The sequence below is a fragment of the Parvularcula maris genome (assembly GCF_024505085.1).
Taxonomy (GTDB): Bacteria; Pseudomonadota; Alphaproteobacteria; order Caulobacterales; family Parvularculaceae; genus Parvularcula; species Parvularcula maris.
Genome location: NZ_JANIBC010000003.1, coordinates 116,216 through 138,554, shown reverse-complemented (window position 1 = coordinate 138,554; position 22,339 = coordinate 116,216). Strand labels below are relative to the sequence as shown.

At 64.6% G+C, this 22,339-nt stretch carries 25 protein-coding genes; 13 read left to right on the top strand and 12 right to left on the bottom strand.

The features are described from left to right. Window positions 1–10 precede the first annotated feature (10 nt). Window positions 11–658, bottom strand: a complete 648-nt coding sequence (locus NOG11_RS06380) for an XrtA/PEP-CTERM system exopolysaccharide export protein (RefSeq protein WP_256618874.1) — start codon at window positions 656–658, stop codon at window positions 11–13. A gap of 163 nt (window positions 659–821) precedes the next feature. Next, complete coding sequence (gene dksA / locus NOG11_RS06375) at window positions 822–1,187, bottom strand: RNA polymerase-binding protein DksA (protein WP_256619007.1); 366 nt, start codon at window positions 1,185–1,187, stop codon at window positions 822–824. 264 nt (window positions 1,188–1,451) lie between these two features. On the opposite strand from dksA, the gene NOG11_RS06370 reads away from it, so the two are divergent. Continuing rightward, on the top strand, window positions 1,452–2,354 hold the full coding sequence (locus NOG11_RS06370) for a lysozyme (RefSeq protein ID WP_256618873.1): 903 nt from the start codon (window positions 1,452–1,454) through the stop codon (window positions 2,352–2,354). 554 nt (window positions 2,355–2,908) lie between these two features. On the opposite strand, the gene NOG11_RS06365 is transcribed toward NOG11_RS06370, so the two are convergent. Then, window positions 2,909–3,739 carry a DUF502 domain-containing protein gene (locus NOG11_RS06365; RefSeq protein WP_256618872.1) on the bottom strand — a complete coding sequence of 277 codons (831 nt, stop codon included), beginning with the start codon at window positions 3,737–3,739 and terminating at the stop codon, window positions 2,909–2,911. 120 nt (window positions 3,740–3,859) lie between these two features. On the opposite strand from NOG11_RS06365, the gene NOG11_RS06360 reads away from it, so the two are divergent. Further along, on the top strand, window positions 3,860–4,993 hold the full coding sequence (locus tag NOG11_RS06360) for a DUF3089 domain-containing protein (RefSeq protein ID WP_256618871.1): 1,134 nt from the start codon (window positions 3,860–3,862) through the stop codon (window positions 4,991–4,993). Window positions 4,994–5,204: 211 nt separating this feature from the next. Here the strand turns inward: NOG11_RS06360 and NOG11_RS06355 are convergent, their stop codons facing one another. Both NOG11_RS06355 and NOG11_RS06350 read right to left on the bottom strand, forming a co-directional pair. Next, window positions 5,205–5,645, bottom strand: coding sequence for a hypothetical protein (locus tag NOG11_RS06355; protein WP_256618870.1), 441 nt, complete (start codon window positions 5,643–5,645; stop codon window positions 5,205–5,207). A gap of 22 nt (window positions 5,646–5,667) precedes the next feature. Continuing rightward, window positions 5,668–6,954: a hypothetical protein gene (locus NOG11_RS06350; protein ID WP_256618869.1), complete on the bottom strand. Its 1,287-nt coding sequence runs from the start codon at window positions 6,952–6,954 to the stop codon at window positions 5,668–5,670. A 164-nt stretch (window positions 6,955–7,118) separates the two neighbouring features. Between NOG11_RS06350 and NOG11_RS06345 the strand changes: the two genes are divergently transcribed. The 3 genes from NOG11_RS06345 to NOG11_RS06335 are packed head-to-tail and all read left to right on the top strand — an operon-like array spanning window position 7,119 to window position 8,073. Continuing rightward, window positions 7,119–7,250, top strand: a complete 132-nt coding sequence (locus NOG11_RS06345; protein WP_256618868.1) for a hypothetical protein — start codon at window positions 7,119–7,121, stop codon at window positions 7,248–7,250. Window positions 7,251–7,296: 46 nt separating this feature from the next. Further along, a complete protein-coding gene (locus NOG11_RS06340) occupies window positions 7,297–7,503 on the top strand; it encodes a twin transmembrane helix small protein (protein WP_256618867.1) in 207 nt (68 codons plus the stop codon). Between the two features lie 3 nt (window positions 7,504–7,506). Next, a complete protein-coding gene (locus NOG11_RS06335) occupies window positions 7,507–8,073 on the top strand; it encodes a cob(I)yrinic acid a,c-diamide adenosyltransferase (RefSeq protein WP_256618866.1) in 567 nt (188 codons plus the stop codon). Here the strand turns inward: NOG11_RS06335 and NOG11_RS06330 are convergent. Then, window positions 8,070–8,726 carry a VPLPA-CTERM sorting domain-containing protein gene (locus NOG11_RS06330; RefSeq protein ID WP_256618865.1) on the bottom strand — a complete coding sequence of 219 codons (657 nt, stop codon included), beginning with the start codon at window positions 8,724–8,726 and terminating at the stop codon, window positions 8,070–8,072. The genes NOG11_RS06335 and NOG11_RS06330 overlap by 4 nt on opposite strands. A gap of 188 nt (window positions 8,727–8,914) precedes the next feature. Here NOG11_RS06330 and NOG11_RS06325 point away from each other — a divergent pair, with 188 nt between their 5' ends. Then, the gene (locus NOG11_RS06325; protein WP_256618864.1) at window positions 8,915–9,664 is read left to right on the top strand and encodes an electron transfer flavoprotein subunit beta/FixA family protein; all 750 of its coding nucleotides are present in this window, start codon (window positions 8,915–8,917) and stop codon (window positions 9,662–9,664) included. Window positions 9,665–9,667: 3 nt separating this feature from the next. Beyond that, window positions 9,668–10,597 carry an electron transfer flavoprotein subunit alpha/FixB family protein gene (locus NOG11_RS06320; protein ID WP_256618863.1) on the top strand — a complete coding sequence of 310 codons (930 nt, stop codon included), beginning with the start codon at window positions 9,668–9,670 and terminating at the stop codon, window positions 10,595–10,597. A gap of 138 nt (window positions 10,598–10,735) precedes the next feature. On the opposite strand, the gene NOG11_RS06315 is transcribed toward NOG11_RS06320, so the two are convergent. Next, the gene (locus tag NOG11_RS06315; RefSeq protein WP_256618862.1) at window positions 10,736–11,143 is read right to left on the bottom strand and encodes a hypothetical protein; all 408 of its coding nucleotides are present in this window, start codon (window positions 11,141–11,143) and stop codon (window positions 10,736–10,738) included. A gap of 362 nt (window positions 11,144–11,505) precedes the next feature. Between NOG11_RS06315 and NOG11_RS06310 the strand changes: the two genes are divergently transcribed. Further along, the gene (locus NOG11_RS06310; protein WP_256618861.1) at window positions 11,506–12,891 is read left to right on the top strand and encodes a pectin acetylesterase-family hydrolase; all 1,386 of its coding nucleotides are present in this window, start codon (window positions 11,506–11,508) and stop codon (window positions 12,889–12,891) included. 53 nt (window positions 12,892–12,944) lie between these two features. Here NOG11_RS06310 and NOG11_RS06305 read toward each other — a convergent pair whose 3' ends face one another. Then, entirely contained in the window at window positions 12,945–13,577 is a 633-nt protein-coding gene (locus NOG11_RS06305) for a plasmid mobilization protein (RefSeq protein WP_256618860.1), read from the bottom strand. A gap of 148 nt (window positions 13,578–13,725) precedes the next feature. Here NOG11_RS06305 and crtY point away from each other — a divergent pair, with 148 nt between their 5' ends. The 5 genes from crtY to NOG11_RS06280 all read left to right on the top strand — a co-directional run bounded on the left by crtY (window position 13,726) and on the right by NOG11_RS06280 (window position 19,116). Next, a complete protein-coding gene (gene crtY, locus NOG11_RS06300) occupies window positions 13,726–14,886 on the top strand; it encodes a lycopene beta-cyclase CrtY (protein ID WP_256618859.1) in 1,161 nt (386 codons plus the stop codon). Between the two features lie 14 nt (window positions 14,887–14,900). After that, window positions 14,901–16,454, top strand: coding sequence for a phytoene desaturase (locus tag NOG11_RS06295; protein WP_370468245.1), 1,554 nt, complete (start codon window positions 14,901–14,903; stop codon window positions 16,452–16,454). A gap of 330 nt (window positions 16,455–16,784) precedes the next feature. Next, a complete protein-coding gene (locus NOG11_RS06290) occupies window positions 16,785–17,753 on the top strand; it encodes a phytoene/squalene synthase family protein (protein ID WP_256618857.1) in 969 nt (322 codons plus the stop codon). A 146-nt stretch (window positions 17,754–17,899) separates the two neighbouring features. After that, entirely contained in the window at window positions 17,900–18,628 is a 729-nt protein-coding gene (locus NOG11_RS06285) for a fatty acid desaturase (protein ID WP_256618856.1), read from the top strand. Next, entirely contained in the window at window positions 18,625–19,116 is a 492-nt protein-coding gene (locus NOG11_RS06280) for a sterol desaturase family protein (RefSeq protein WP_256618855.1), read from the top strand. Before NOG11_RS06285 ends, NOG11_RS06280 begins: the two co-directional genes overlap by 4 nt. Here the strand turns inward: NOG11_RS06280 and NOG11_RS06275 are convergent. The 4 genes from NOG11_RS06275 to NOG11_RS06260 all read right to left on the bottom strand — a co-directional run bounded on the left by NOG11_RS06275 (window position 19,113) and on the right by NOG11_RS06260 (window position 22,338). Then, window positions 19,113–19,985, bottom strand: a complete 873-nt coding sequence (locus tag NOG11_RS06275; protein ID WP_256618854.1) for a polyprenyl synthetase family protein — start codon at window positions 19,983–19,985, stop codon at window positions 19,113–19,115. The two genes, NOG11_RS06280 and NOG11_RS06275, sit on opposite strands and share 4 nt — an antisense overlap. Before the next feature lie 115 nt (window positions 19,986–20,100). Further along, window positions 20,101–20,442 (bottom strand): Hpt domain-containing protein, encoded by a 342-nt coding sequence (locus tag NOG11_RS06270; RefSeq protein WP_256618853.1) that lies wholly within the window; start codon window positions 20,440–20,442, stop codon window positions 20,101–20,103. Between the two features lie 355 nt (window positions 20,443–20,797). Then, entirely contained in the window at window positions 20,798–21,448 is a 651-nt protein-coding gene (gmk, locus tag NOG11_RS06265; RefSeq protein WP_256618852.1) for a guanylate kinase, read from the bottom strand. Continuing rightward, entirely contained in the window at window positions 21,445–22,338 is an 894-nt protein-coding gene (locus NOG11_RS06260) for a YicC/YloC family endoribonuclease (RefSeq protein ID WP_256618851.1), read from the bottom strand. The genes gmk and NOG11_RS06260 overlap by 4 nt, the downstream gene beginning before the upstream one ends. Window position 22,339: the final 1 nt, after the last annotated feature.

The window sequence follows — 22,339 nt, the reverse complement described above, 5'->3', positions numbered from 1 at the left end:
GACGGCCTTCCTAGAAGAGGCTCTCGGGGATCAGGATCACATCGCCCGGCTGCAGCGGCACATCGGCGGTGACGTCACCGTTGCGGAGGAGGTCGCCGAGGCGAAGGCGGTAGGTCTCCTTGGCGCCGCCGCGGTTGCGGATCAGCTTGGCACGGTTGCCCGCCGCGAACTCGGTCAGGCCGCCCACCGAGATCATCACATCGAGGGTGGTCATGCCTGCCTGGTAGGGGATGGCAGACGGCTGCTGCGCCTCGCCGAGGATGCGCACCTGCTGGTCGAAGGTAGAGGAGAAGCCCTGCACGATCACCGTCACATCGGGCGAGCGCACATACTCGCGCAGCTCCTGCTCGATATCGCTGGCAAGCTGGGTCGGGCTCTTGCCCGCGGCGATCATGTCCGAGATCAGCGGGGTGGAGATACGCCCGTCGGGCCGGACCGCCACCGTCGTGCTGAGCTCTTCCGAGCGCCAGACGAAGATCTGAAGCTGGTCGTAGGGGCCGATCACATATTCAGGGTACTCGGCCGACTGGAGCTCATCACGGGAGATGCCCTCGCTCGGTGCCTGCTCGAAACCGGTGCCGGTCAACTCCTCGAACGTGGTGCACGCCGTCAGACCGGCTGCCACCATGGCCGCCAGGGCCAACCTAAGAAACGCCATCACGTCCCCTCCTCAAAGCCTGCCCTGCCTAGGGCCAAGAGATTAACGTCCCGGTTCCGGCTGGGCCGAAGGGAACTCACCTGAAAGGGTAAGCTATCTCTCCCGCTCCTGAAAACAGCCCCGCGGGGAGAAAAAACAGCAGCTTTCGCGCGCGGGCCGCCGCTCAGTCGTCCCGGTGGACCTTCTCGCGGCGCTCGTGACGCTCCTGCGCCTCGAGCGACATGGTCGCCGTCGGACGCGCCTCCAGACGCTGCAGCGAGATGGGCTCGCCGGTTTCCGAGCAGTAGCCGTACTCGCCCTCGTCGATCCGGCGGAGGGCCGAATCGATCTTGCTGATGAGCTTGCGCTGGCGGTCGCGGGTGCGCAGCTCGAGCGCGTGGTCGGTCTCCGACGAGGCACGATCCACCGCGTCAGGGGCATGCAGGGTCGCGTCCTGCATCTGACCGATGGTCATCTTGCTCTGCTTGAGGATGTCGTCCTTCCACTCGAGAAGCTTACGCCGGAAGTACTCGACCTGGCGGTCGTTCATGAACTCCTCGTCGTCGCTCGGACGGTACTCTTGCTGGTCGGTCGCGGACACGTGGGCGCCCTCCTCGGCCTACCCGCCCTTGCCATGCGGGTTTCTGCGCTCGCCATTAACGGGCGCCGCTGACCACGGCAACACTCCCGTTGGAGGCGAGCCATCCCATTCGCCTTTTTCTTCTGTGGTCACGTTAATGGGAAAAATACTGCCCACCGCTTCTGAATGTGTTAAAGTCCTGCAAGAAGTTGGGCGTTTAGCGGGGCCAAAGGCATGCGTATCTCGAACCGGGGCTTGAACCTCATCAAGGAGTTCGAAGGCCTGGAGCTCGAGGCCTATCAGGACATCGTCGGCATCTGGACCATCGGCTACGGCCACACCTCCATGGCCGGCCCGCCCGACGTGGTGCCCGGTATGGAGATCTCCGAGAGCGAGGCATCCGAGATTCTGCGACGGGACCTCAAGCAGTACGAGCAGGGCGTCGAGAAGGCCGTGAAGGTCTCGGTCAGCCAGAACATGTTCGATGCGCTGGTCTCGATCACCTACAATATCGGCGTCAACGGGATGAAGAACTCGACCTTCATCAAGCGCGTCAACAGCAAGGACTTCGAGGGCGCTGCCGAGGCGATGAAGTGGTGGAACAAGGCTGGCGGCCGCGTGGTGGCCGGTCTCAAGCGCCGCAGAGAGGCCGAGGCTGCGCTGTTCCTCGAGGGATGGACCGAGGACAAGGACGCCACCCAGGACGAGCCGCGCGGCGCGAGGGTCGAGGAGAACTCTCCGAGGCGCGGCAACCTCGCCTCCTCCCGCACCATGGGCGGCGCCACGGCGGCGGCGGGCGCGGGGGCTGCCACCATCGGCTCCACCATGGTCGGCGATGAGGACGGTAAGGAGCAGCAGGCCGAAGCGCCGACCCCCACCGGCACCGCGCCCCAGGTCCCAGGCAAAACGCCCGGCGAGCACAACCCCGGCGGAGAAGACGACACCCAGAGCACGCCCGAGGGCCTTCCCGGCACCGTGGCCGAGGTCGCGGAGAGGACCCAAGATGTCTTCGCCACCGCCTGGTCTCGCGAGGAAACCCAAGACGCCGTCGTCATGGCGGCCGGCGTCATCGCGGTCATCGCCGCCCTCTACGTGGTCGTCGCCAGGGTCGACGACTGGCGCAACCACAAGCGGTAGATATCGAACTGAGGTCGGCAGGTGCTCTACACGCTTGCCGATGTCTCTAATGCTATCAATTCACGAGTTTAGCGAAAGGTACTCAGGGCTGACCTCTTCGGGCGGAACAATGCGGGAAAGCGGCTGCGGTCGGGGTAGTACGCTTGTGGGGAGTAGAAGAGCTATCTCTGCGAAGAGCCTTGCTTACTGCGATTGATATTTTGTTCAATATGGTGATCGGTGGGCTGATAATGTACTTCCAACAAGTTGCGTATCAATTATCAGTAGAGATGGAGATCGTAATGATCAGCACAACTGTATCGGTTATCTTTCTGCTATTTAATCCTCACTCTGTTTTGGCATCCTCTTCGTCAGAGCAAGACTGCTTACAGAACGCAGGGAACTCATCTGATATCTGCGACAACCCCGTTTATAACGGCGGCCCCGTTTGTATCGTTGAGTGTAACGGCGAAAACTACTTCGTCAGCTGCGACGACATCTAACACCGTCAATCGGCGAACCCCGATCGGATAACCACACCACGGGGTTCGCCAAAACACTGTAGCGCAAGGAAGCTACTCCGCCTCCACCTCGCGCTCATAGGCTTCCTGCAGCTCGGTGTCGTCCGTCTGCTTACGGCGTTTGAGGAAGCCGAAAGCGCCGTTGTTGGTGCTTTGGTCGGTCGGTGCTTCTTGGCCCTCGGTGAGGTACTCCGGCGTCACGAGGCCGGCCGAGAAGATCATCTTGGCGCCGTCCTCGACGCTCATGGTCAGAAGGCGCAGCTTCGAGCGCGGCACGAAGAGCATGAAGCCCGAGGTCGGGTTCGGCGTGGTGGGTACGAAGACCGTGGTCATGTCCGCGCCGATATCGGTGAGCTCATGCGCCGTCTCGCCCTTGGTGCGGGTGACCACGAAGCACAGGGTCCAGAGGCCGGGGCGCGGATACTCGATCAGCGCCACCTCCTTGAAGGACTGCTCGGACTGCTGCAGCGCCATCTCGAAGACGTTCTTGAAGAAGCCGTAGAGGTTCCTGACCAGGGGCGTCGAATCGACCACGCTCTCCCCGAGCCTGATGAAGAACCGCCCGATCACGTTCTTGGCAAAGACGCCCAAGAGCGTGAGCAGGATGATCGTCACCAGAATGCCGAAGCCGGGCACGTACAAGTCCGCCCAGTCAGGCGGCAGTAGCGCGTCGGGCAGCCACTTCTGAACCGTGCCGTCGACCCTCGCCAGCGGCCCGGTGATCAGCCAGTACATCACCCCCGCGGTGATGAGGAGCGGCGCTGCGATCACCACCCCGGCGAAGAAGCTGTTGCGCAGGCTCGCCAGCGGTCCCGGCTTCTTCAGCGCCGGGCCACCGACTTCAGGCCCCTTGCGCCTCGCTTTGTCCTGCCGCTTCTTCGCCATATCTTCGTCCGCCAAGCCTCTTGCCCGTGATCTGAGCTGCTGCATGTAGGGGCTTAGCGCGCAATGTGACAGGCGCTAGCTTACACCTTGTAGGTGATGACGAGTAGAACGGGCGAAACCATGGCAAAGCGGCACCATTTTCTCTGGGCCTTGGCGGGGTTCGTGCTGGTCTGTGCACTCGCGGCAGGGCTGGTCTTGCGCTTCGAGCGGCAGATCACGCTCACCTTCCTCAACCCCGACCGCACCTATGAGGCCTACACCCCCCCGCCCGCGCCCTATTACGAGGAGGACGATGCCTGGTTCCTCCGCGGGGAGGGCAGCGCAGAGGCGGCGGCCTTCGTCGTGCACGCCAATGTCTTCCGCAGCAGCGAGGAGTGGAACGCGCCGGTTAGCGATACCGAGCAGGAGCTGTTCTTGCAGGAAAAACAGGTACCGGCCGATACCTCTCCGTTCGCCGGTATCGCCCGGCTCCACGCGCCCCGCTACCGCCAGCCGACCCTCTATTCCCGCTTCACCCAGAAGCACCCCGGCACCGCCTCTCGCCACACCGCCTATGAGGATATCGAGGCCGCCTTCGATCAGTTCCTCGTGGAGGTCGGTACCGAGACCCCGATCATCCTTGCCGGCTACGATGACGGGGCGCTGCTGATCGGTAGGCTGTTTCTGCGCCGGGTGGCTTCGGACGAGGCCCTCTCTAAGCGGGTTGCAGGGGTCTACGCCGTGGGCCTGCCCCTTACCCGGTCGGGTTTTGCGGGGGTAGCCTGCGAGGCGCCTGACGAGCCCCGCTGCGTGGTGGCTTTCGTGCCGGTGGACGAGCGTTTCGAGGCCTATCGCGAGCGCCTGACCACCCGCACGCTGGCAGTGTCCAAGCGGGGCGAGTTCGTACCCTCCCAAGGCGCCGCCAAGCTCTGCGCGCCGCCCCCTTTGAGCGAGAAAGTCCAAGCCTTCGTTGCGGGCAGCCCCGGCCTTTCCTTTGAGCCGGAGGCTCGCTGCGAGGATGGCCTTCTGCTCCATGGCGAGCCGCCGTCCGGCCTGCGCCGACCCAGCCTGTTCGGCGGGCCGTGGTATCCCGACGGCAAGAACCTCTTCGCTGGGGCGATCCGCGAGGATGCCGAGCGGCGCCTTGAAGCCCTGGCCGTGTTGCGCGCGGCGGAGGCGGAGGAGGCTCGAAAGAAGGCATTGATCGCGCCGCCCATGGCTCCTGTGGAGGATCTGCGCGAGGTGCCGGTGAACAAGGTGCCCGGCGGCGGTTAGACAGTTCGTAAAGGGCAGCAGGACCAAGTTCGTAGGGTGGACGCCGACAGGCGGCCACCTCTCGTAGGGACTCAGCGCTGCAAGGTGGCCGCTGCTCGCGTCCACCCTACGGTGTGTCCCAGCCTGTAGGGCAGGCGGCGGAGCCGACCGCGCTTCTGTATACGCCTTGCACCGAACGCGGTCGGCTGCGCCGCCCGCCCTACCTTGTACGCTAGAAGATCCCCAAGAACTTCTTGCGCTTCCGGCCCCAGGCGTCCTGCTTGGCGCGGGCGAAGGTGAGGTAGTCGGAGCCTGAGCGGCGTACGCGAGCCTCGGTGAACTGGAGGTCGGCGAGGAGCTGCTCGTCGAGACCGCTGCGCAGCTCGTAGCTCTGCGGCTCGTCCCCCGCGCTGTAGCTGGCGCCCTCGCCCCGGCGGGGGCGGCGCTTGCGCTTGGCCTTGCTCTCGATGTCGCGGTGCAGCGTGTCGAGGGCGGCCCGCACCGCCTCGTGGCCTTCGGGGCTGGCGTTTCTGCCGGACAGGGTCAGCTCGAGCTCCTGCTCGGCCCGGTCCGTGCCGGAGGGCCTCGAAAGCGGGCTCAGCTCGGTGGTGGTGAGGCGCGCGTGGGTGCTTCTTGCGAAGCCGTCCCAGATGTCTTTCAGCCGGTCTGCCATCTGTCTTATCCCTATTCGCCGGTTAGAGCTGCGCCCGTTCCTTGCCCATCACCATGCCCTCCGAGCGGGAGATGGTGGCGAGGCTGATCGGCCCGCCGACGGTCTCCACCGAATGCATCACCTTCTGCTGGAAGGAGTTGAGCTTGATGAGGGAGGCGGCGGTCTCGCCGAGCTCTTTCTTGGGCAGGACCCCCACGGCGCGCAGGATCGGCATGGTGTGGGTGCGGTACTGGAACTGGTCCACCGCGCCGAAGAAGGACCTGAGCGCCCCCGCCAGATTGCCCTCCGAGTAGTCGTGCAGCAGCCGTGCCCGCTGCTCGTCGTTCATGCCCGGCGCCCGGCCGATGACGTCGGAGACCAGGTGGCTGGAAAGCTTCAGCGTCTCGCCGAAGAGGAACATGCGCAGCTGGGTGTCCATGCCGGTGAGGAAGGTGCGGATCATTCGGTCCTGGGCGAAGGGCGCGATGACAGGACCTGAATCCGCGGTCATGTCCTGCGCGCGGTCCATGCGGTGCTTGAGCGTGCCCATGACGATGGTGGAGCAGAGATAGCTCCTCATCGAAGGAAACTTGTCCGAGCGTCCGAAGCCCGCGAACACCACGCCCGTATAGTGCTCGAAGAAGGCGTCCTGGGTGACCGACATGACAGCGATGTCGCGGAGGCGCGCGGTGCTCTCCTGGCTGACGGAGAGCATCGGGAACTCGTTCTTGAGAGCCGCGATGAGCGAGCCGATCAGCTCGTCTACTTCCGCCCCATAGCGCCGCAGGAGCTGCGCTTCCGTCCCCTCGGGGAAGACGTCGAGGCGGCCCCGCGCGCTGCCGTCGAGGTTGCGGGTGAGGTCGCCGTAGAGCTCGTCCACCACATAGGCGAAGCAGGCCGAGACGTGGTCGCGCACGCGGCCCGCCTGGGACTGCTGGAGCTGCTGAAGCTGGAAGTCGAAATCGTCCGCGACGATCGAGAGCACCACGGCGACATGCTTGAAGAACTCGGTGTCCTGGTGCTCCTGGCTGAAGAGCTCGGTGTTGCCGGACAGGAAGTGCATGAAGTCGCGGGAGTAGGCCTCCAGCGAATCGAGCGGCGCCCTGCCCCTCGCCTGGTCGCGGTAGAGGGAGATCACCGTCTCCCAGGGCGTGCTCATCAGCTCGGCATTGTTGTAGATCATCACGCCGATGGGCTGGCCGTCGACCAGCGGGAAGAGCTTGTCCACCGACTGGTAGGTCTTGAGATAGCCGCCGCCGGTGATCGTCACGGCGCTGTCGGCGGCCATGGCCACCGCCTGCCTGTTCATCAGGACCACTTCAGAGGTCATGCCCCGCCCCTCTCTGCTGCCTCGGCCGGAGCGGTTCATCCGCCCCCATGCGCGCAAACGCCTCGTCAAAGTTCACCCGACCTCACGGAACAAAGCAAGCGTTCTCCTCGTTTTCTAGGCAAGATCAGGCAATCCCGCGGGAAGCGGGACGAAAGGACCCTCTCGTGGAAGAGCATCTGACCAAGACCGAAGCCCGTCAGGGCTCCAACCGTGCGATGCAGTGGCGCACCTTCGTGATTTCGACGGCCCTCACCGCCATCTTGCTGTTTGCGATCTTCTTCATTTTCATCGCGTGATCTGTCACAGGCGCCGGTGGAACCCAGCTAACCTCAGGGAGAGCCCATGACCGGCGTCCTACTCTACGCACTGATCCCCCTCGCCCTTCTGGTGACCCTCGGCTTCCTGTTCGCGGGCATCTACTCCCTGGCCAAGGGCGGTGATTTCGCGGCCAAGAACTCGAACAAGCTGATGCGGGCGAGGGTGACGGCTCAGGCCATCGCCGTGGCGCTTCTGATGCTGCTGGTCTATCTTCTGACCCGCGGAAACTAAGCCGTGGTCGTCCTTAACAAGATCTACACCCGCACGGGCGACGGCGGCGATACCGGCGTGGTCACCGGCGAGCGCCTTCCCAAGACCCACCCGCGTATCGTGGCCATCGGCGAGGTGGACGAGCTGAACGCCGCCATCGGCATGGCGCTGTCGGCGGTGCAGACCGATGAGCTACGCGGCATGCTGCTGGCGATCCAGAACGACCTGTTCGATCTGGGCGCGGACCTTGCGACACCGAAGACCATCAAGGGCGAGCTTCGGCTGGCGCCGGAGCGCATCGCTCGCCTCGAAGACATGATCGACGAGATCAACGACGCCCTGCCCCCGTTGGAGAGCTTCGTCCTCCCGTCGGGACCAGGAGGCGCCGCGCCCCTGCACCTGGCCCGCGCTGTCGCGAGGCGTGCGGAGCGGGCCGTCTGGGCGCTGGCCGAGGAGGGCAGCATGGTCTCCGACCCCGTGCCCACCTTCCTCAACCGCCTGTCGGACTTCCTTTTTGTAGCAGCCCGCAAGGCCAGCCGCGACGGCGGCGGCGAGGTCCTCTGGGTGCCTGGCGGGGCTAGCGGAGACTAGCCTTGCGCTTTGCGGCGACGCTTCAGCGCGCCGTAGCCTGCGAGGGCTGCACCGAAGAGCGGCAGCGCAGCGGGCACCGGGACGGTGTTGTCGCTGACCGTATTGAAGTTGTCGAAGGCGATGCCGAGACGTTTGCTGCCCCTCGTGCCGGAGATGACGACCTGGAAGATCGGCGCACCGAGATTGGAGTTGCCGAAGCGGAAAACCGACTGGTTGCCCGTGCCCGGATCGCCCGAATTGATGACGTCCGTGGCGAGCAGCACACCGCCTGCACCGAAGGTCTGGATGGTGAAGCTCTCATCGTCGTCGATGTCGCCGAGATCGAAGCTGTAGCCCGCGGTGCCGCCGATGAAGTCGATGGTCAGGTCGGTCTGGGCGTCGTCGAACGCGGTGCCGAGGAAGAAGTCACCAAACGCGTTGGCCGGGTTCGGCGTATCGTTCGGCGCGAAGCCGTCCTGGCTGCCGCCGACCTGCACGACGCGAATGCCGTCGGTCGAGCTGAAGCGGATGCCGAAATCCGTTTCGAACGAGTCCATCAGCACCGGGGCGAGATCGCCGTTGGTGGTGCCAAAGTCCTCGAAATCGAGAACGGCGGCGTGAGCCGAAGCACTGGTCAAAAGGGCGACGGCACTGGTTGCGAGAAGTTTTCTCATCAAGGGTTCCTTACTGGTTGCCGAACCCTTAACGAGGTCCGTAGCCGCGCCCTTGCAGGAAGTGTGCCGCTTGAAGGTCGAGGTAAGCGCCGTTGTGAAAGCCGTTCCGCTTCACCGCGTTGCACTCCCCACCGGCCCGGCGTAGAGCCGCCCCAACGAACGAACATGCCAGCTAAGGAGAGACGCCCATGAAGGTTCTCGTCCCGGTCAAACGGGTGGTCGACTACAATGTGAAGGTGCGGGTCAAATCCGACCAGACCGATGTCGATCTTGCCAACGTCAAGATGTCCATGAACCCCTTCGACGAGATCGCCGTCGAGGAGGCCGTGCGCCTGAAAGAGGCGGGCACGGCGGAGGAGATCGTCGTGGTCTCGGTCGGCCCTGACAAGGCGCAGGAGCAGATCCGCCAGGCCCTCGGCATGGGCGCCGACCGGGGTATCCTCCTGACCGCCGACGAGGACGTCGAGAGCCTGGCCGTGGCCAAGCTCCTGCAAAAGGTCTGCGAGGAAGAGCAGCCCGGCCTCGTCATCATGGGCAAGCAGGCCATTGACGACGACCGCAACCAGACGGGCCAGATGCTCGCCGCCCTTCTTGGCTGGCCGCAGGGCACCTTCGCATCGGAAGTGAAGAAGGAGGGCGACAAGCTCCACGTCACCCGCGAGATCGACGGCGGCCTTCAGACCGTCTCGCTCAACCTTCCGGCCGTGGTCACCACCGACCTTCGCCTCAACGAGCCGCGCTACGCTTCGCTGCCCAACATCATGAAGGCGAAGAAGAAGCCGCTCGACAAGAAGGCCGCTGCGGATATGGGCGTGGACCTCACCCCGCGCCTCAAGAAGCTTAAAGTGACCGAGCCGCCCAAGCGCGAGGCGGGCATCAAGGTCGAAAGCGTCGCCGAGCTGGTCGACAAACTCAAGAACGAAGCGGGAGTCCTTTAAGCCATGGCCATTCTCGTGATCGCTGACCACGACAACCAGTCCCTCAACGATGCCACCGCCAAGGTGGTGGCTGCCGCGCAGAAGATCGGCGGCGATATCGACGTGCTCGTCGCCGGCTCCGGCGCTTCTGGCGTTGCGGAAGCCGCGGGCAAGATCTCAGGCGTGCGCAAAGTGCTGCACGCAGACGATGCCCACTACGAAAAGCGCCTGGCCGAGCCCATGGCCGAGCTGATCACCGGGCTCGCCGGTGACTACGACGCCATCGTCAGCTCGACGGGTACGGACGGCCGCAACTTCATGCCGCGCGTCGCCGCCAAGCTCGACGTGATGCAGATCTCGGCCATCACCGGCGTCGAGAGCGCGGACACGTTCGTCCGCCCGATCTACGCGGGCAACGCCTTTGCCACTGTTCAGTCCTCGGACAGTAAGAAAGTCATCACGGTGCAGCCCACCGCCTTCGACGCTGTCTCCATGGAAGGTTCGGCCTCGGTCGAGACCATCGGCGCGGCGGCCTTCCCCGGCATCTCCGAGTTCGTTGGCGAGGAGCTGACCAAGTCGGACCGCCCCGAGCTGGCGGGCGCCAAGATCGTCATCTCCGGCGGCCGTGCGCTGGGCTCCAACGAGGCGTTCGAGGAGCATATCTACCCCGTCGCCGATAAGCTCGGCGCCGCCATCGGCGCCAGCCGCGCCGCGGTGGACGCGGGCTACATGCCCAACGACTACCAGGTCGGCCAGACGGGTAAAGTCGTGGCTCCCGAGCTCTACATCGCCGTCGGCATCTCCGGCGCGATCCAGCATCTTGCGGGCATGAAGGACAGCAAGGTCATCGTCGCCATCAACAAGGACGAGGAGGCGCCGATCTTCCAGGTCGCCGATTACGGCCTCGTGGCGGACCTCTTCCAGGCGATGCCGGAGCTGGAGAAGGCTCTTTAGGCAATCCTGCCTAGGTAACTCCTCCCCCTCAGCCTGCCGGCAGCTCCCCCTCGGGGAGGGGGAGCGAAATAGAGAGCAAGCGGTGCTGCTGCTTTCCTCCCCCATCTCATGGGGGAGGTGCCCGGAGGGCGGAGGAGGCTACTCCCCCGCCCCGTAAACCTCCGCCCGCACCTTGGCGAGCCGCTTGGCTAGGTAGCCGTCCCTGTCCAAACCCTCGGGGTAGCTGTCCATAGCCAGCACCTCTCGCAGCACTTCAGCCTCGCGTTCCTTGTACCGAGCATAGTCCGGACCGTGGTCGATCGGCGGACGGGCGGCGAGCTGCGCCTCGCGTTCGGCCCTGACCTTGGCTACCTCCTCGGCCAGCCGCTTCGGATCGTCCTGATACGCATCGCGCAGGATCAGCGTCTTGGTGAAGACGAGCTGGTCGCCCACCAGCCCCCCTTCCGCCGCCAGCCGGTCGGCTTCTGCCAGCAGGCGTTCCGCCTCGGCCTGCCGCTCCTCGCGGGTCATGCGTTTGGCGTTTTCCGAGAACTGGCGGAGGGACATCTTGGGGTCGAAAGGAGGAACAGGTTCGCCAGCAGGATTGCTCTCCGCCGGGGAATCCTCCTGATCCGGCGCAGGAATATGGATCTGACGTTCCCACATCTCGGCCGGGTCTTCTCTCCCACCACGTAGCAGTAGAGCTGCTGCGAATATTGCTGCACCGCACAAACCCAGTAGAAGATATGTTCTAACACCCACAGCACTTCTCCCCTGTTCTTTCTCTAGCGAAAAGCAGCCCGCCTCATTGACTTGAAGCTTGTTTGGCGACTGACATCGTGGCGTAGAAAACCGGGGAAGGGAACCCATCGGGCTGAGCGCCGCGGCCTACCCTCCCCGCCTATCACGGCGGCGCTTGGAGGAACGTGATGAAACGCTTGCTTTGCTGCGGCGCTGCGGCAGCTGTGGTGCTATCCTACGCCACGCCTGCCGCTGCCGAACCCGGCGACTATTCGGGGTGGCAGACCTTCTGGAACCTGTTCTCCCCGCCTAAGGCGGACCGCAAGGTGAGAAGCTGGGAGCGGGTCGGCGAGTACGGGCTCTACTCGAACCCGTCCGGTTTCAATGACGGCTTCTCGCCGGGCAATTACGGCAACTGGCAGACCATCCAGCTCCACCCCTCGACCGGCGCGATCTGCGGCAACGGCTCGCCGTTCAAGTTCTTCATCAACCGCGTCGCCTCGACCAGGAACACCATGTTCTACTTCGAGGGCGGCGGGGCGTGCTGGGACTACGCGAGCTGCACCGGGCAGGCGGGTATTAGAGGCGCACGCAACCCCGACGGCATTCCCGACGACTACATCACCTCGGGCGACCCCTCGACGGGCCTCGTCTCGCCGCTGGTCTGGCGCAGCCATCCGTATAACGACGTCAAGACGCAGGACTGGAACATCGTCTATGTTCCGTACTGCACGGGCGACGTCTATTCGGGCAACAAGGTCACGGTCTATGAGGACCCGACCGGCGCAGGCGAGCCCCTGGTCTGGCACCACAACGGCGCCAGGAACGTCCGTGCGGTGACGTCCTGGATGCGGGACAACATGCCGAGGCCCACCCAGATGCTGATGACCGGCTGCTCGGCGGGCGGCGCGGGCGCCATGACCAACTACCACCCGATGCGCCGCGACATGGCGCCGTCCTACGGCTACATGATCAACGATTCGGGGCCGCTCTTCCCCACGGCGCAGGGCGGCAGCAACGCCGCCAACCCCTCGCGTCCGCTGCATCTTCAGATCAAGGACCGTTGGGGCGTGGACAGCGTCATGGGCTACCTCGCCCGCGACATCGCAGGGATCAGCACCTCGAACTACGGCTCCGTCAACGACGCCATCGCCAGCCGCTACACCGGCGACCGGCTGGGGCACACCCACTTCCAGCTCGACCAGAACTACTCCGCCTACAGCTATGAGCGGTTCTACCCGGAGATCCAGAACGCTGGCAGTCAGTCGCAGAGAGAAGCGCTGATTACCGAGAAGTGGCAGCAGGACACCGGCAAGCTAAGAAGCCAGCTCGCTTCGTACCCGAACTATGGCGGCTACTTCCCCTATTTCCGCGACGTCAATGACAGCCACTGCACGACGATCATCGACATCGAGAACGGCGACATCCAGGAGCTGGGCCTCGAACTCGAGGACTTCATCGACAGCGTGATGGACGGAAACGGCGCCGTGCTCTCAGCCACCGAGCAGGACACCCAGGCGGACCTCAACAAGCCGTTCAACCTGATCTACTCGCTGGTCGGGTTCTTTATCTAGGAGGCTCTCTACCCACGCCTTCCCACGGCTTGTCCGTGGGAAGGCGGTCAGTTTCAATTGCGTTCTGTACCAATAGCCGTCAGCCCCAGGAACAACCTACGCCCGTCCACATCGTCGAGCATAATGCGGATGTCTTCTCGCGGAAAGGTTGTCACGGTCGGTGACGCTACGCCCTTGCAGTCCTCGGTGGGCAGCCGGACACAGAGAGAGAACTCCAGCCTCACCTGCTCGTCATCCTGGCGGATGGTAACGCCGCGAAGCTCGTAGACCCCTCCTCGGCTGCGGTTGAGAACCAGCTTCGCGGTCGATCCGTCCTTCGCCAGGAGCCTGAAATCGCCCGAAGTCCTCGCCCTTCGGGTTCTGCCCTCCTCGCCAGGAACAGGCACGTCACCGGCAAGCTCGAAGCTCGCATCCCAGCCTTCGATATCCTGACCGAGGGGGTGAGCCGCGCTCAAGGCGAGGGTCATTGCTACGCCGCCGACGAAGGACAGCGCCGCTCCGCCGAACTGGCGAAGGGGGTGGATGGCCGCTGCCTTCTCCGACCGCTCACTAGTCATGCTCCCCTCTGCCGTCATCAAGGCACGCACCAGTTCACTCACCGGGCGGCCTTCGGTTTCGGCCCGCCTGGCGAGCTGCTCCTTTTCCTCAGGAGAAAGCCTGATCTCGATCTTCTCGGTTTTCTTCATTGCCGCCTCCGTGCTTCGATGATTCTTCCCTAGACAGCGCAAAACCGAGCGCACCAGCGCTTTCGTGTCATGTCATGACGGCGTTCTGGTCATGTCATGACGGATGCCTAGCTGGCGTCCAGCCACCGAACGCCCTAGGCCCACCCCAATGGCAGTATATGACCTCATCCTAGCCGGCGGAGGCCTGGCCTCGTCCCTAATCGCCTACAGGACCGCCCAGCTCCGCCCCGAGCTGAAGATTGTCGTCGCTGAGAAAGAAGAGACCCTGGGTGGCAACCACACCTGGTGCTTCCACGGCACCGATGTGACGTCGGAGCAGCTCGACTGGCTCGCCCCCTTTGTCACCAGCCGTTGGGAGGAACAGCAGGTCCGCTTCCCCGAGCGAAGACGAAGCCTTTCCACCCCCTACCTAGCCGCAACCTCGGACCGGCTGGCCGAAGTGATGGCGGAGACAAAGGTCCAGACCATCCGCGGCACGGAGGCCGTCGCCCTCTCCCCCTCCTCCCTCACCCTGGCGGACCAGACTACCCTGCGCGGCACGGTGCTCGATGGCCGAGGCGCGCAGCGCTCGGACACCATCACCATCGCCTTCCAAAAATTCCTCGGCCTAGAGGTCCGCTTCGAGGAGCCCCACGGCTTGACCGAGCCAATCATTATGGACGCCACGGTGCCGCAAACCGACGGCTACCGCTTCGTCTATGTGCTGCCCTTCACGAATGATACGGCGCTGATCGAGGACACCTACTACGCCGACGGCGAGACCCTGCCCCGCGAGACCCTGCGCCAGGGCATTGAGGACTACGCCGTCCGGCAGGGCTGGCGCATCGCCGACGTGATTCGGGAGGAAGAAGGCGTGCTTCCCATCGTCCTCGAAGGCGACATCGACGCCTATCTCGGTGAGCTACAGGACGCCGCCCCCATCGGCCTGCGGGCCGCCCTCTTCCACCCCGTCACCGGCTACTCCCTGCCCGAAGCCGCCCGCCTCGCCGATCTCATCGCCGCCGAGGAGGATTTTTCACCGGAAAACCTGCGCCGCGTGATCGAGAGGCAGGTCCGTGAGCGCTGGCGAAAACACCGCTACTCCAGGCTCCTCAACCGGATGCTGTTCCGGGCGGCGAAGCCTGAATTGCGGTACATCGTCCTGCAGCGTTTCTACGGCTTGCCTCAGCCGCTGATCGAGCGATTTTATGCTGGAGAGACCACAACTGGCGACCGGCTGCGCATTCTGGCAGGAAAACCCCCGGTGCCGATACACAAGGCGATCAGCGCGCTGCCCCCGCGGCGTCTGGAGAAAGACAGGCAGGCATGAGCGAAGCGCTCCGCATGGACGAACAAGACCTCCCCGCAGCGAATGACGACGGGGCCGGTCCGAAGGCCTGTGTCATCGGCGCGGGCTTTGGCGGGCTGGCGCTGGCCTGCCGCCTTCAGTCCATGGGTTTCCAGACCACCCTGATCGAGGCGCGGGACAAGCTCGGCGGGCGGGCCTATGTCTATGAGCAGGACGGCTTCAAGTTCGACGGCGGGCCGACGGTCATCACCGACCCCTCATGCCTGGAGGAGCTCTTCGCCCTCTCGGGCCGCAAGCTCTCGGACTATGTCGAGCTCCTGCCGGTCGAGCCGATGTACCGCCTCGCCTGGGAGGACGGCACCCAGTTCGACTACTTTCAGGCCACGGAAAAGCTCGAAGCCGAGATCATGAAGCAGAGCCCTGGCGACCTCGAGGGCTACCGCAAGTTTTACGAGTACTCAGAGGCGCTCTTCAAGGAGGGCTACCTTAAGCTAGGCCACGTGCCCTTCCTCGACTTCTGGTCGATGATGCGCTGCGCGCCGCAGCTCGCCACCTTGCAGGCGCAGCGATCCGTGGCCGGACGGGTGGGCGACTTCATCAAGGATGAGAAGCTGCGCCAGGCCTTCTCCTTCCACTCGCTGCTGGTCGGCGGCGACCCGCACAAGACCTCCGCCATCTACGCCCTGATCCACGCGCTGGAGCGTAAGTGGGGCGTCTGGTTCCCGCGAGGCGGCACGGGCGCGCTGGTGGCGGGCATGGCCAAACTGTTCGAGGACCTTGGCGGACGGGTCATGATCGGCGATCCGGTCGAAGAGGTCGAGGAGAAGAACGGCAAGCTGACGGCTGTCCGCACCAGGAGCGGCTTCCGCGAGGAGTTCGACGCCGTCGCCTCGAACGCCGATATCGTCCATACCTACGGCAAGCTTCTGGGCAAGACGATGCGGGGGCGGAAGGTCGAGAAGAGCCTCAAGAAGAAGCGCTTCTCCATGTCCCTCTTCGTCATCTATTTCGGTACGAACAAAAAGTACGAAGACATTGCCCACCACACGATCTGCTTCGGGCCGCGCTACAAGGAGCTGATCGCCGAGATCTTCAACGGGCCGAACCTTCCCGATGATTTCTCCCTCTACCTCCACCGCCCCACCGCCACCGATCCCGGCATGGCGCCCGAGGGGCACGACAGCTGGTACGTGCTCTCGCCGGTGCCGCACCTCGGCAAGGCGGCCATCGACTGGGAAGTCGAGGGCCCTCGGTACAAGGAACGGATCTACAAGTATCTGGAGGAGAAATATCTTCCTGGCCTACGCGAGCATATCGTCACCGACATGATCCTTACGCCGCAGGGCTTTAAGGAGGACCTCCGCTCCCACCACGGCAGCGCCTTCAGCCTGGAGCCGGTGCTCACCCAGTCTGCCTTCTTCCGCATGCATAACCGCGACGACGAGATCGATAACCTCTACTTCGCCGGCGCAGGCACCCACCCCGGCGCAGGCATCCCCGGCGTCGTCGGCTCGGCCAAGGCCACCGCCCGTCTAATGGCGGAGGATTTCGGGCTGGCTGACGCCTATGCGAAGATGGCGGCGGAGTAGCCGGATGGCGGGATCGCTCTCATCAACCCATCAGACCACGACCCAAGACGGCGATATGTGGGTCGATCAGGGGCGTCCCGAGATTGATAAGTCTTGGCGGTGGACTGATGCAGTCGCGATCGTGCTACTTCTGATCATGGCGGTGGTCATGCCAGCTACAACAGCGACAGGTAGGTTCGGTACAGCTGCCTGTATCGCAGTCGTAGCTACCGCCGCAGCAGCGCTGTACGCGTCAAGCAATCCGAATAGGGGGCCTGCGAAGCTACCGCTGACATTCGTCTTTACTTTCGGCTGGGGTCATTTCTTCGCCAAACTCGTAGGTTGGTACTAATGGACAGCACCCTCGCCAAACAGTCCGCGCAGAGCATCGCCAAGGGCTCCAAGTCTTTCGCTCTGGCCTCGCTCCTCTTCCGCCCGAAGATGCGGCGGCATGCGCATATGCTCTATGCATGGTGCCGCTACTGCGACGATGTGATCGACGGACAGAACCTGGGCTTCGGCGAGACCGTGGCGGCGGGGGCCGAGGCTGTTCCGAGTGCGGAGGACTTGGCCTTTCTCCTGCGCGAGACGGACACGGTCTATCGAGGCGAGCGCCCCTCCCGCTGGCAGTTCGAGGCGTTCCAGCAGGTCGCTGTCGAGACTGGCATGCCGAAACAGCACGCCCTCGACCTCCTGGCGGGCTTCGAGATGGATGTTCGTCAGCACAGCTACGACAGCTTAGAGGACACGCTGCGCTACTCCTACCACGTGGCGGGCGTCGTCGGCGTAATGATGGCCATCGTCATGGGGGTGGACCCGGAGGATAACGACACGCTGGACAGGGCGTCCGACCTCGGCATCGCCTTCCAACTCACCAATATCGCCCGCGACGTCATCGACGACGCCGCCATCGGGCGGGTCTACCTGCCCGGCGATTGGCTGCAGGAGGAAGGCGTTCCGCCCACCCCGGCCGGTGTTCTCGACGAGGCAAACCGCGAGCGGGTCTGGATGGTTGCCATGCGCCTCCTCGCCGAGGCTGACCGCTACTACCAGAGCGCAGGCTCGGGCGTCCGCCGCCTACCGATCCGCGCAGGCTTCGCCGTAGCTGCTGCGAGAGGGGTCTACCGCGACATCGGCCGTGTGGTGAGGACCAAGAGCCCGAACGTCTGGGACCGGAGAGCCCGCACCTCCCGCCGCCGCAAGCTCGCCCTCGCAGGCCTCGGCTGTCTCCAGGGCGCAGGCGCCAAGAGCCAGTTCTTCCGCGCCCTCCCCCCGCGAGCGGACCTCTGGAAGCGGCCAGTGCTGAGGCTGCCCTCTTGATGCCTGGCGTGGCCCCCTCAGCCTGCCGGCAGCTCCCTCACCAGTGGGGGAGCGAGATAGGCAGTAAGGCCGCTTCTGCTTCCCTCCCCCATCCCATGGGGGAGGTGCCCGAAGGGCGGAGGGGGCTCAGCGCTGACGACCCAGTTATGCGCAGCACCGAAGACAAACGCCGCACACGGATCGGCGTAGGGCTGGCTTCGGCGATCATCGTCGCCTGGGCGGCCCTCCATGTCTACGGCGTCCACTTCTTCGAGCTCACCTGGCCGCAAGTCCTGCTGGCGCCCTTTCTGATGGCGGCCCTCTGCTGGCTCTCCGTCGGCCTCTTCATCATCAGCCACGACGCCATCCACGGTAGCCTTGCCCCGCAGCATCCAGGGGTAAACCGCGCCTTCGGATGGGTGACAATGACCCTGTACGCAGGCTTCGACTACGACCGGCTGAAGGTGAACCACGACCTCCACCACGACGCCCCTGGCACCGCCGACGACCCCGACTTCTCAGCCAGCGAGCCGCGCCGTTTCGTTCCCTGGTTCCGCGAGTTCTTCACCCGGCATTTCGGGCTGCGGCCGCTGATCTTCGTCAACGCGGTCGTCGCCATCTACTGGCTGGTGCTGGGCGCGCCGATGGTGAACATCGTGCTCTTCTACGGCGTCCCAGCCCTCGGCAGCGCGCTCCAGCTCTTCTATTTCGGCACCTACCGCCCCCACCGACACGAGGGGGAGGCCCCTGCCTTCGCCGATGACCATCGCGCCAGAAGTTCGAGCTATGGGTGGCTACCGAGCCTCCTCACCTGCTATCATTTCGGCTACCACCACGAGCACCACCTCTACCCCCACGAGCCCTGGTGGAGGCTGCCTGCGAGACGAATGTCATGACCCTCACCCTTTGGCAGAAACTGGTCCTTGTCCTCGGCACCGCCGCGGCCATGGAGGCCTTTGCCTGGTGGGCGCATAAATACATCATGCATGGCTGGGGCTGGTCCTGGCATGCCGACCACCACGAGCCCCACGACAACATGCTGGAGCGCAACGATCTTTACGCGGTCGTTTTCGGCATCATCACGACGGCGCTCTTCACCATCGGCTGGCTGTGGTTTCCACCGATCTGGTACGTGGCGACAGGCATTTCCGTCTACGGACTGATCTACACCTTCGTCCATGACGGCCTGGTGCATCAGCGCTACCCCTTCAAATGGGTGCCGAAGCGCGGCTATTTCAAACGCCTGGTCCAGGCCCACAAACTCCACCACGCCACCACCTGTAAGGAGGGCGCGGTCAGCTTCGGCTTCGTCGCCGCGCCCGACCCTCAGGTCTTGCGCGTGCGTCTGAAAGAGCTACGCGAAAAGAAGAAGGCTGCAGCCTAGGCAGCCGCCACAGTCGCTGCGAAGTAGCGCCTGATGAACTCGGCCAGCGATGCCAGCGGCGCCGTCTTGCCCACAGCCTTCACCGCCTGATCGAAGTGCTTGTTGGCGAGTGCCGTGCCGGACTGGATGCAGGCCTCACCGCCCAAGGCTGCCGTCGACTTGCCGCCGTCCTTACCGGTGGTCTTGCCTGCCGCCTCGTCGCAGACGACCTGGTCCAGCACGTCGTCGAAGGCCTGGTAGGCAAAGCCCAGCGCCCGGCCGTAGCTGCGCAGGGCACGTCGGTCCTTCTCGCTGACCGAGGGGGCCGCGACCCCGCCGCACTCGGCGGCCGCAATGAAGAGCGCCCCGGTCTTGCCCTCGTGGATGGCGTCGATCTGGGCGTCGCTCTCGCCGGAGTTGAGGTCGAGGGCCTGGCCGTGGACGAGACCTTGCCAGCCCACCGCGCGGGTGACGATGCGCAGCATATCGAGGCGCTGCGCCTCGGTGGTGTGCTGCGCCTTAGCCAGCACCTCATAGGCTCCGTTCATCAGGCCGATGCCAGCCAGGATAGCAATGTCCTGGCCGAACTTGGCGTGCACCGTCGCCACGCCGCGGCGCAGGGCGGCGTCGTCCATGGCGGGAAGGTCGTCGAAGATGAGGCTGGCGCAGTGGATCATCTCGATCGCGCAGGCAGCATCGAGCGCCGTCTCCAGCTTGCCGCCATGGGTACGGGCTGCTGTCAGAGTGATGATCGCGCGAAGCCGCTTGCCGCCAGCGAGAAGGGAGTAGCGGGCGGCGGCGGCCGGACCGCCCTGGGCTCCCATCGGGACAAGCTGGTCGAGCCGGACATTGACCAGCTCACGCAGGCTTTCCAGATCAGGTAGCGCCATCGACCGTAACCCTCCGAAGTTCCACAGACCATATGGTGGAATCGAAGGTTAAGGAAAGCAGAAGACGCTGCCGGTGCGGCAATGCCGCAGCCGTGAAGCGCCCCTACTTTTGCGCTTAGGCCTTGCGCAGGGCGCGGATCTGATCGAGCGCTTCGGCGACGGAGGCTTCGATCGAGGCTTTGAGCGAACGCCTGGCCGCCACGACGTCGTCGCTGGCGCCGGCCATCCGCTCAGCCTCCTCGCAGTAGGAGCCGACCGCCCAGGCGCCGATGCCGCGCGAGGCACCCTTCAGCGCATGTGCGATGGAGCGCCACTCCTCATGCGGACCTTCCGGGTCCAGCATGTTGAGGCAGCGTGCGACCTGCCCCTCGAAGATGGTCAGCACTTCATCGCGAAGTGCAACGTCGCCCGCCACATAGCGGTCGAGGTGGTCGAGATCGATGGCTTGGTCCGTCATGGGAGCTTGGTAGCAGCAGAGACTTAACAGCGCGTCTTCAGAACGATAACGGAAGGTGAATCTGATACAATGGTCGCTGGCTGCTCAGCCTTGCTGACGGCCGTGTCTAACGAAAGCAATTCCTATACGCCTTCCTCGCCAGTCGTCATCCCGGCCGTAGCGAAGCGTAGAGCCGGGATCCATGGACTTGCCGCCGCAACTCTTGAGGCGGTCGCTCCATGGGTCCCGGATAAGCCTACGGCTTTCCGGGATGATGGCAGAGAAGAACCGTCATCTTATAAATTTCCTGCGACGAAAGAGAACCTGCCAGCGGGCTTACAGGAAAACGCTCAGCAGACCAACCTTCCGTACCGTCTCAATCCGGGACGACCGGGGTGATGACCCTGTCCACAAAGGTCCTCAGCCCCGTTTGGCGTCGCCGTTTCAGACGCTCCGCTGCCAGGATCGACCGAAGCTGGGTATCCGCCTTGTCGATGTCGTCGTTGAGGATGACATATTCGTACTCGGCGTAGTGGCTGATCTCGTTGTCGGCCATCTCCATGCGGCGGCGGATCACCTCGTCATCGTCCTGGCCGCGGGAGCGCAGGCGCTGCTCCAGTGCGTCGCGGGAGGGGGGCAGGATGAAGACCGAGACCACGTCGCCCCCCGCCCGCTCATCGAGCTGCTGCTTGCCCTGCCAGTCGATGTCGAAGAGGATGTCCTTTCCGGTCTCCAGCGTGTTGAAGACCTCCTCCTTCGGCGTGCCGTAGCGGTTGCCGAAGACCTTGGCGCTCTCCAGGAAAAAGCCCGCGCGGTCGCGGCGCTCGAACTCGTCCGGGGTGATGAAGTGGTAGTCCTTGCCGTCGATCTCGCCGGGGCGCTTGGGACGCGTCGTTGCCGAGATCGAGATGGCGATCCCTGCATCGGAGCCCAGCAGCCTCTTGGCCAGGGTGGTCTTGCCAGCGCCCGAAGGGCTCGAGACCACGAGCAGGAGCCCGCGCCGTTCGATCAGTGCTTTTTCGCTCATGCGAGGTTCAAGACTTGCTCGCGCAAGCTGTCAACGTGCTCCTTGAAGTCGAGCCCGAGGTTCTTGAGCTCCGCCGAGGGCAGCTTGACCGTGAGGGTCGAAGCCTCGCGCATCAGCTCCTGGCTCAGAAACTCGAGCCGCCGCCCCACGGCGCCGCCCTTTTCGAGCTGCTCTGCGAAGGATGAGAGGTGCACGGAGAGACGATCGAGCTCCTCGCTGACATCGGCCTTGATGGCCAGCATCACCACCTCCTGGGCCACACGGTCGTCGGAGACGAGGCCGGGGGCCACCTCCTCCACCTGGGCGCGAAGCTTTGCGGTGAGGTCGGCGCGGGTGTTCGCCGTACCCTCGCGCACATCGGCGACGAGCTTCTGCATCGCAGTAAGGCGGTCCTTGAGGACAGCGGAAATCTCCGCCCCCTCGGCCTGGCGTGAGCTGAGAAGCGCCGCGACGGCCCGCCCGAAGCTCTCATCGAGCGCGGCCAGCAGCACTTCCGGAAAGGTCTTCTCGGCGGTGGGCGGGGCGAGGACGCCGCGCATCGAGAGCACCGCTTCTGGCCTCGGCAGGTCGCACTCGATGGCCGTGCGCACGGTCTGGATGGCGTGGGCCGCGGCGGCCAGGGCCTCCTCGTCGACGACCAGGGCCGCGTCGCTCTCCTCGCGGGTCAGCTTGAGCGAGATGTTCACTGTGCCGCGCTGGAGGGGCGCGAGCTTCTTGCGAAGCTGCGGCTCGAGCTCTTCGGCGCCCTGGGGCAGGCGCATCTTGGCGTCGAGCCCGCGCCCGTTGACCGAGCGCATCTCCCAGCGGAACGAGGCGCCCGCCGCCTCCCCCTCCGCCGAGCCGTAGCCGGTCATGGACTGGAGTGGGCCGGGCTGGTCTTTCGAGACCACC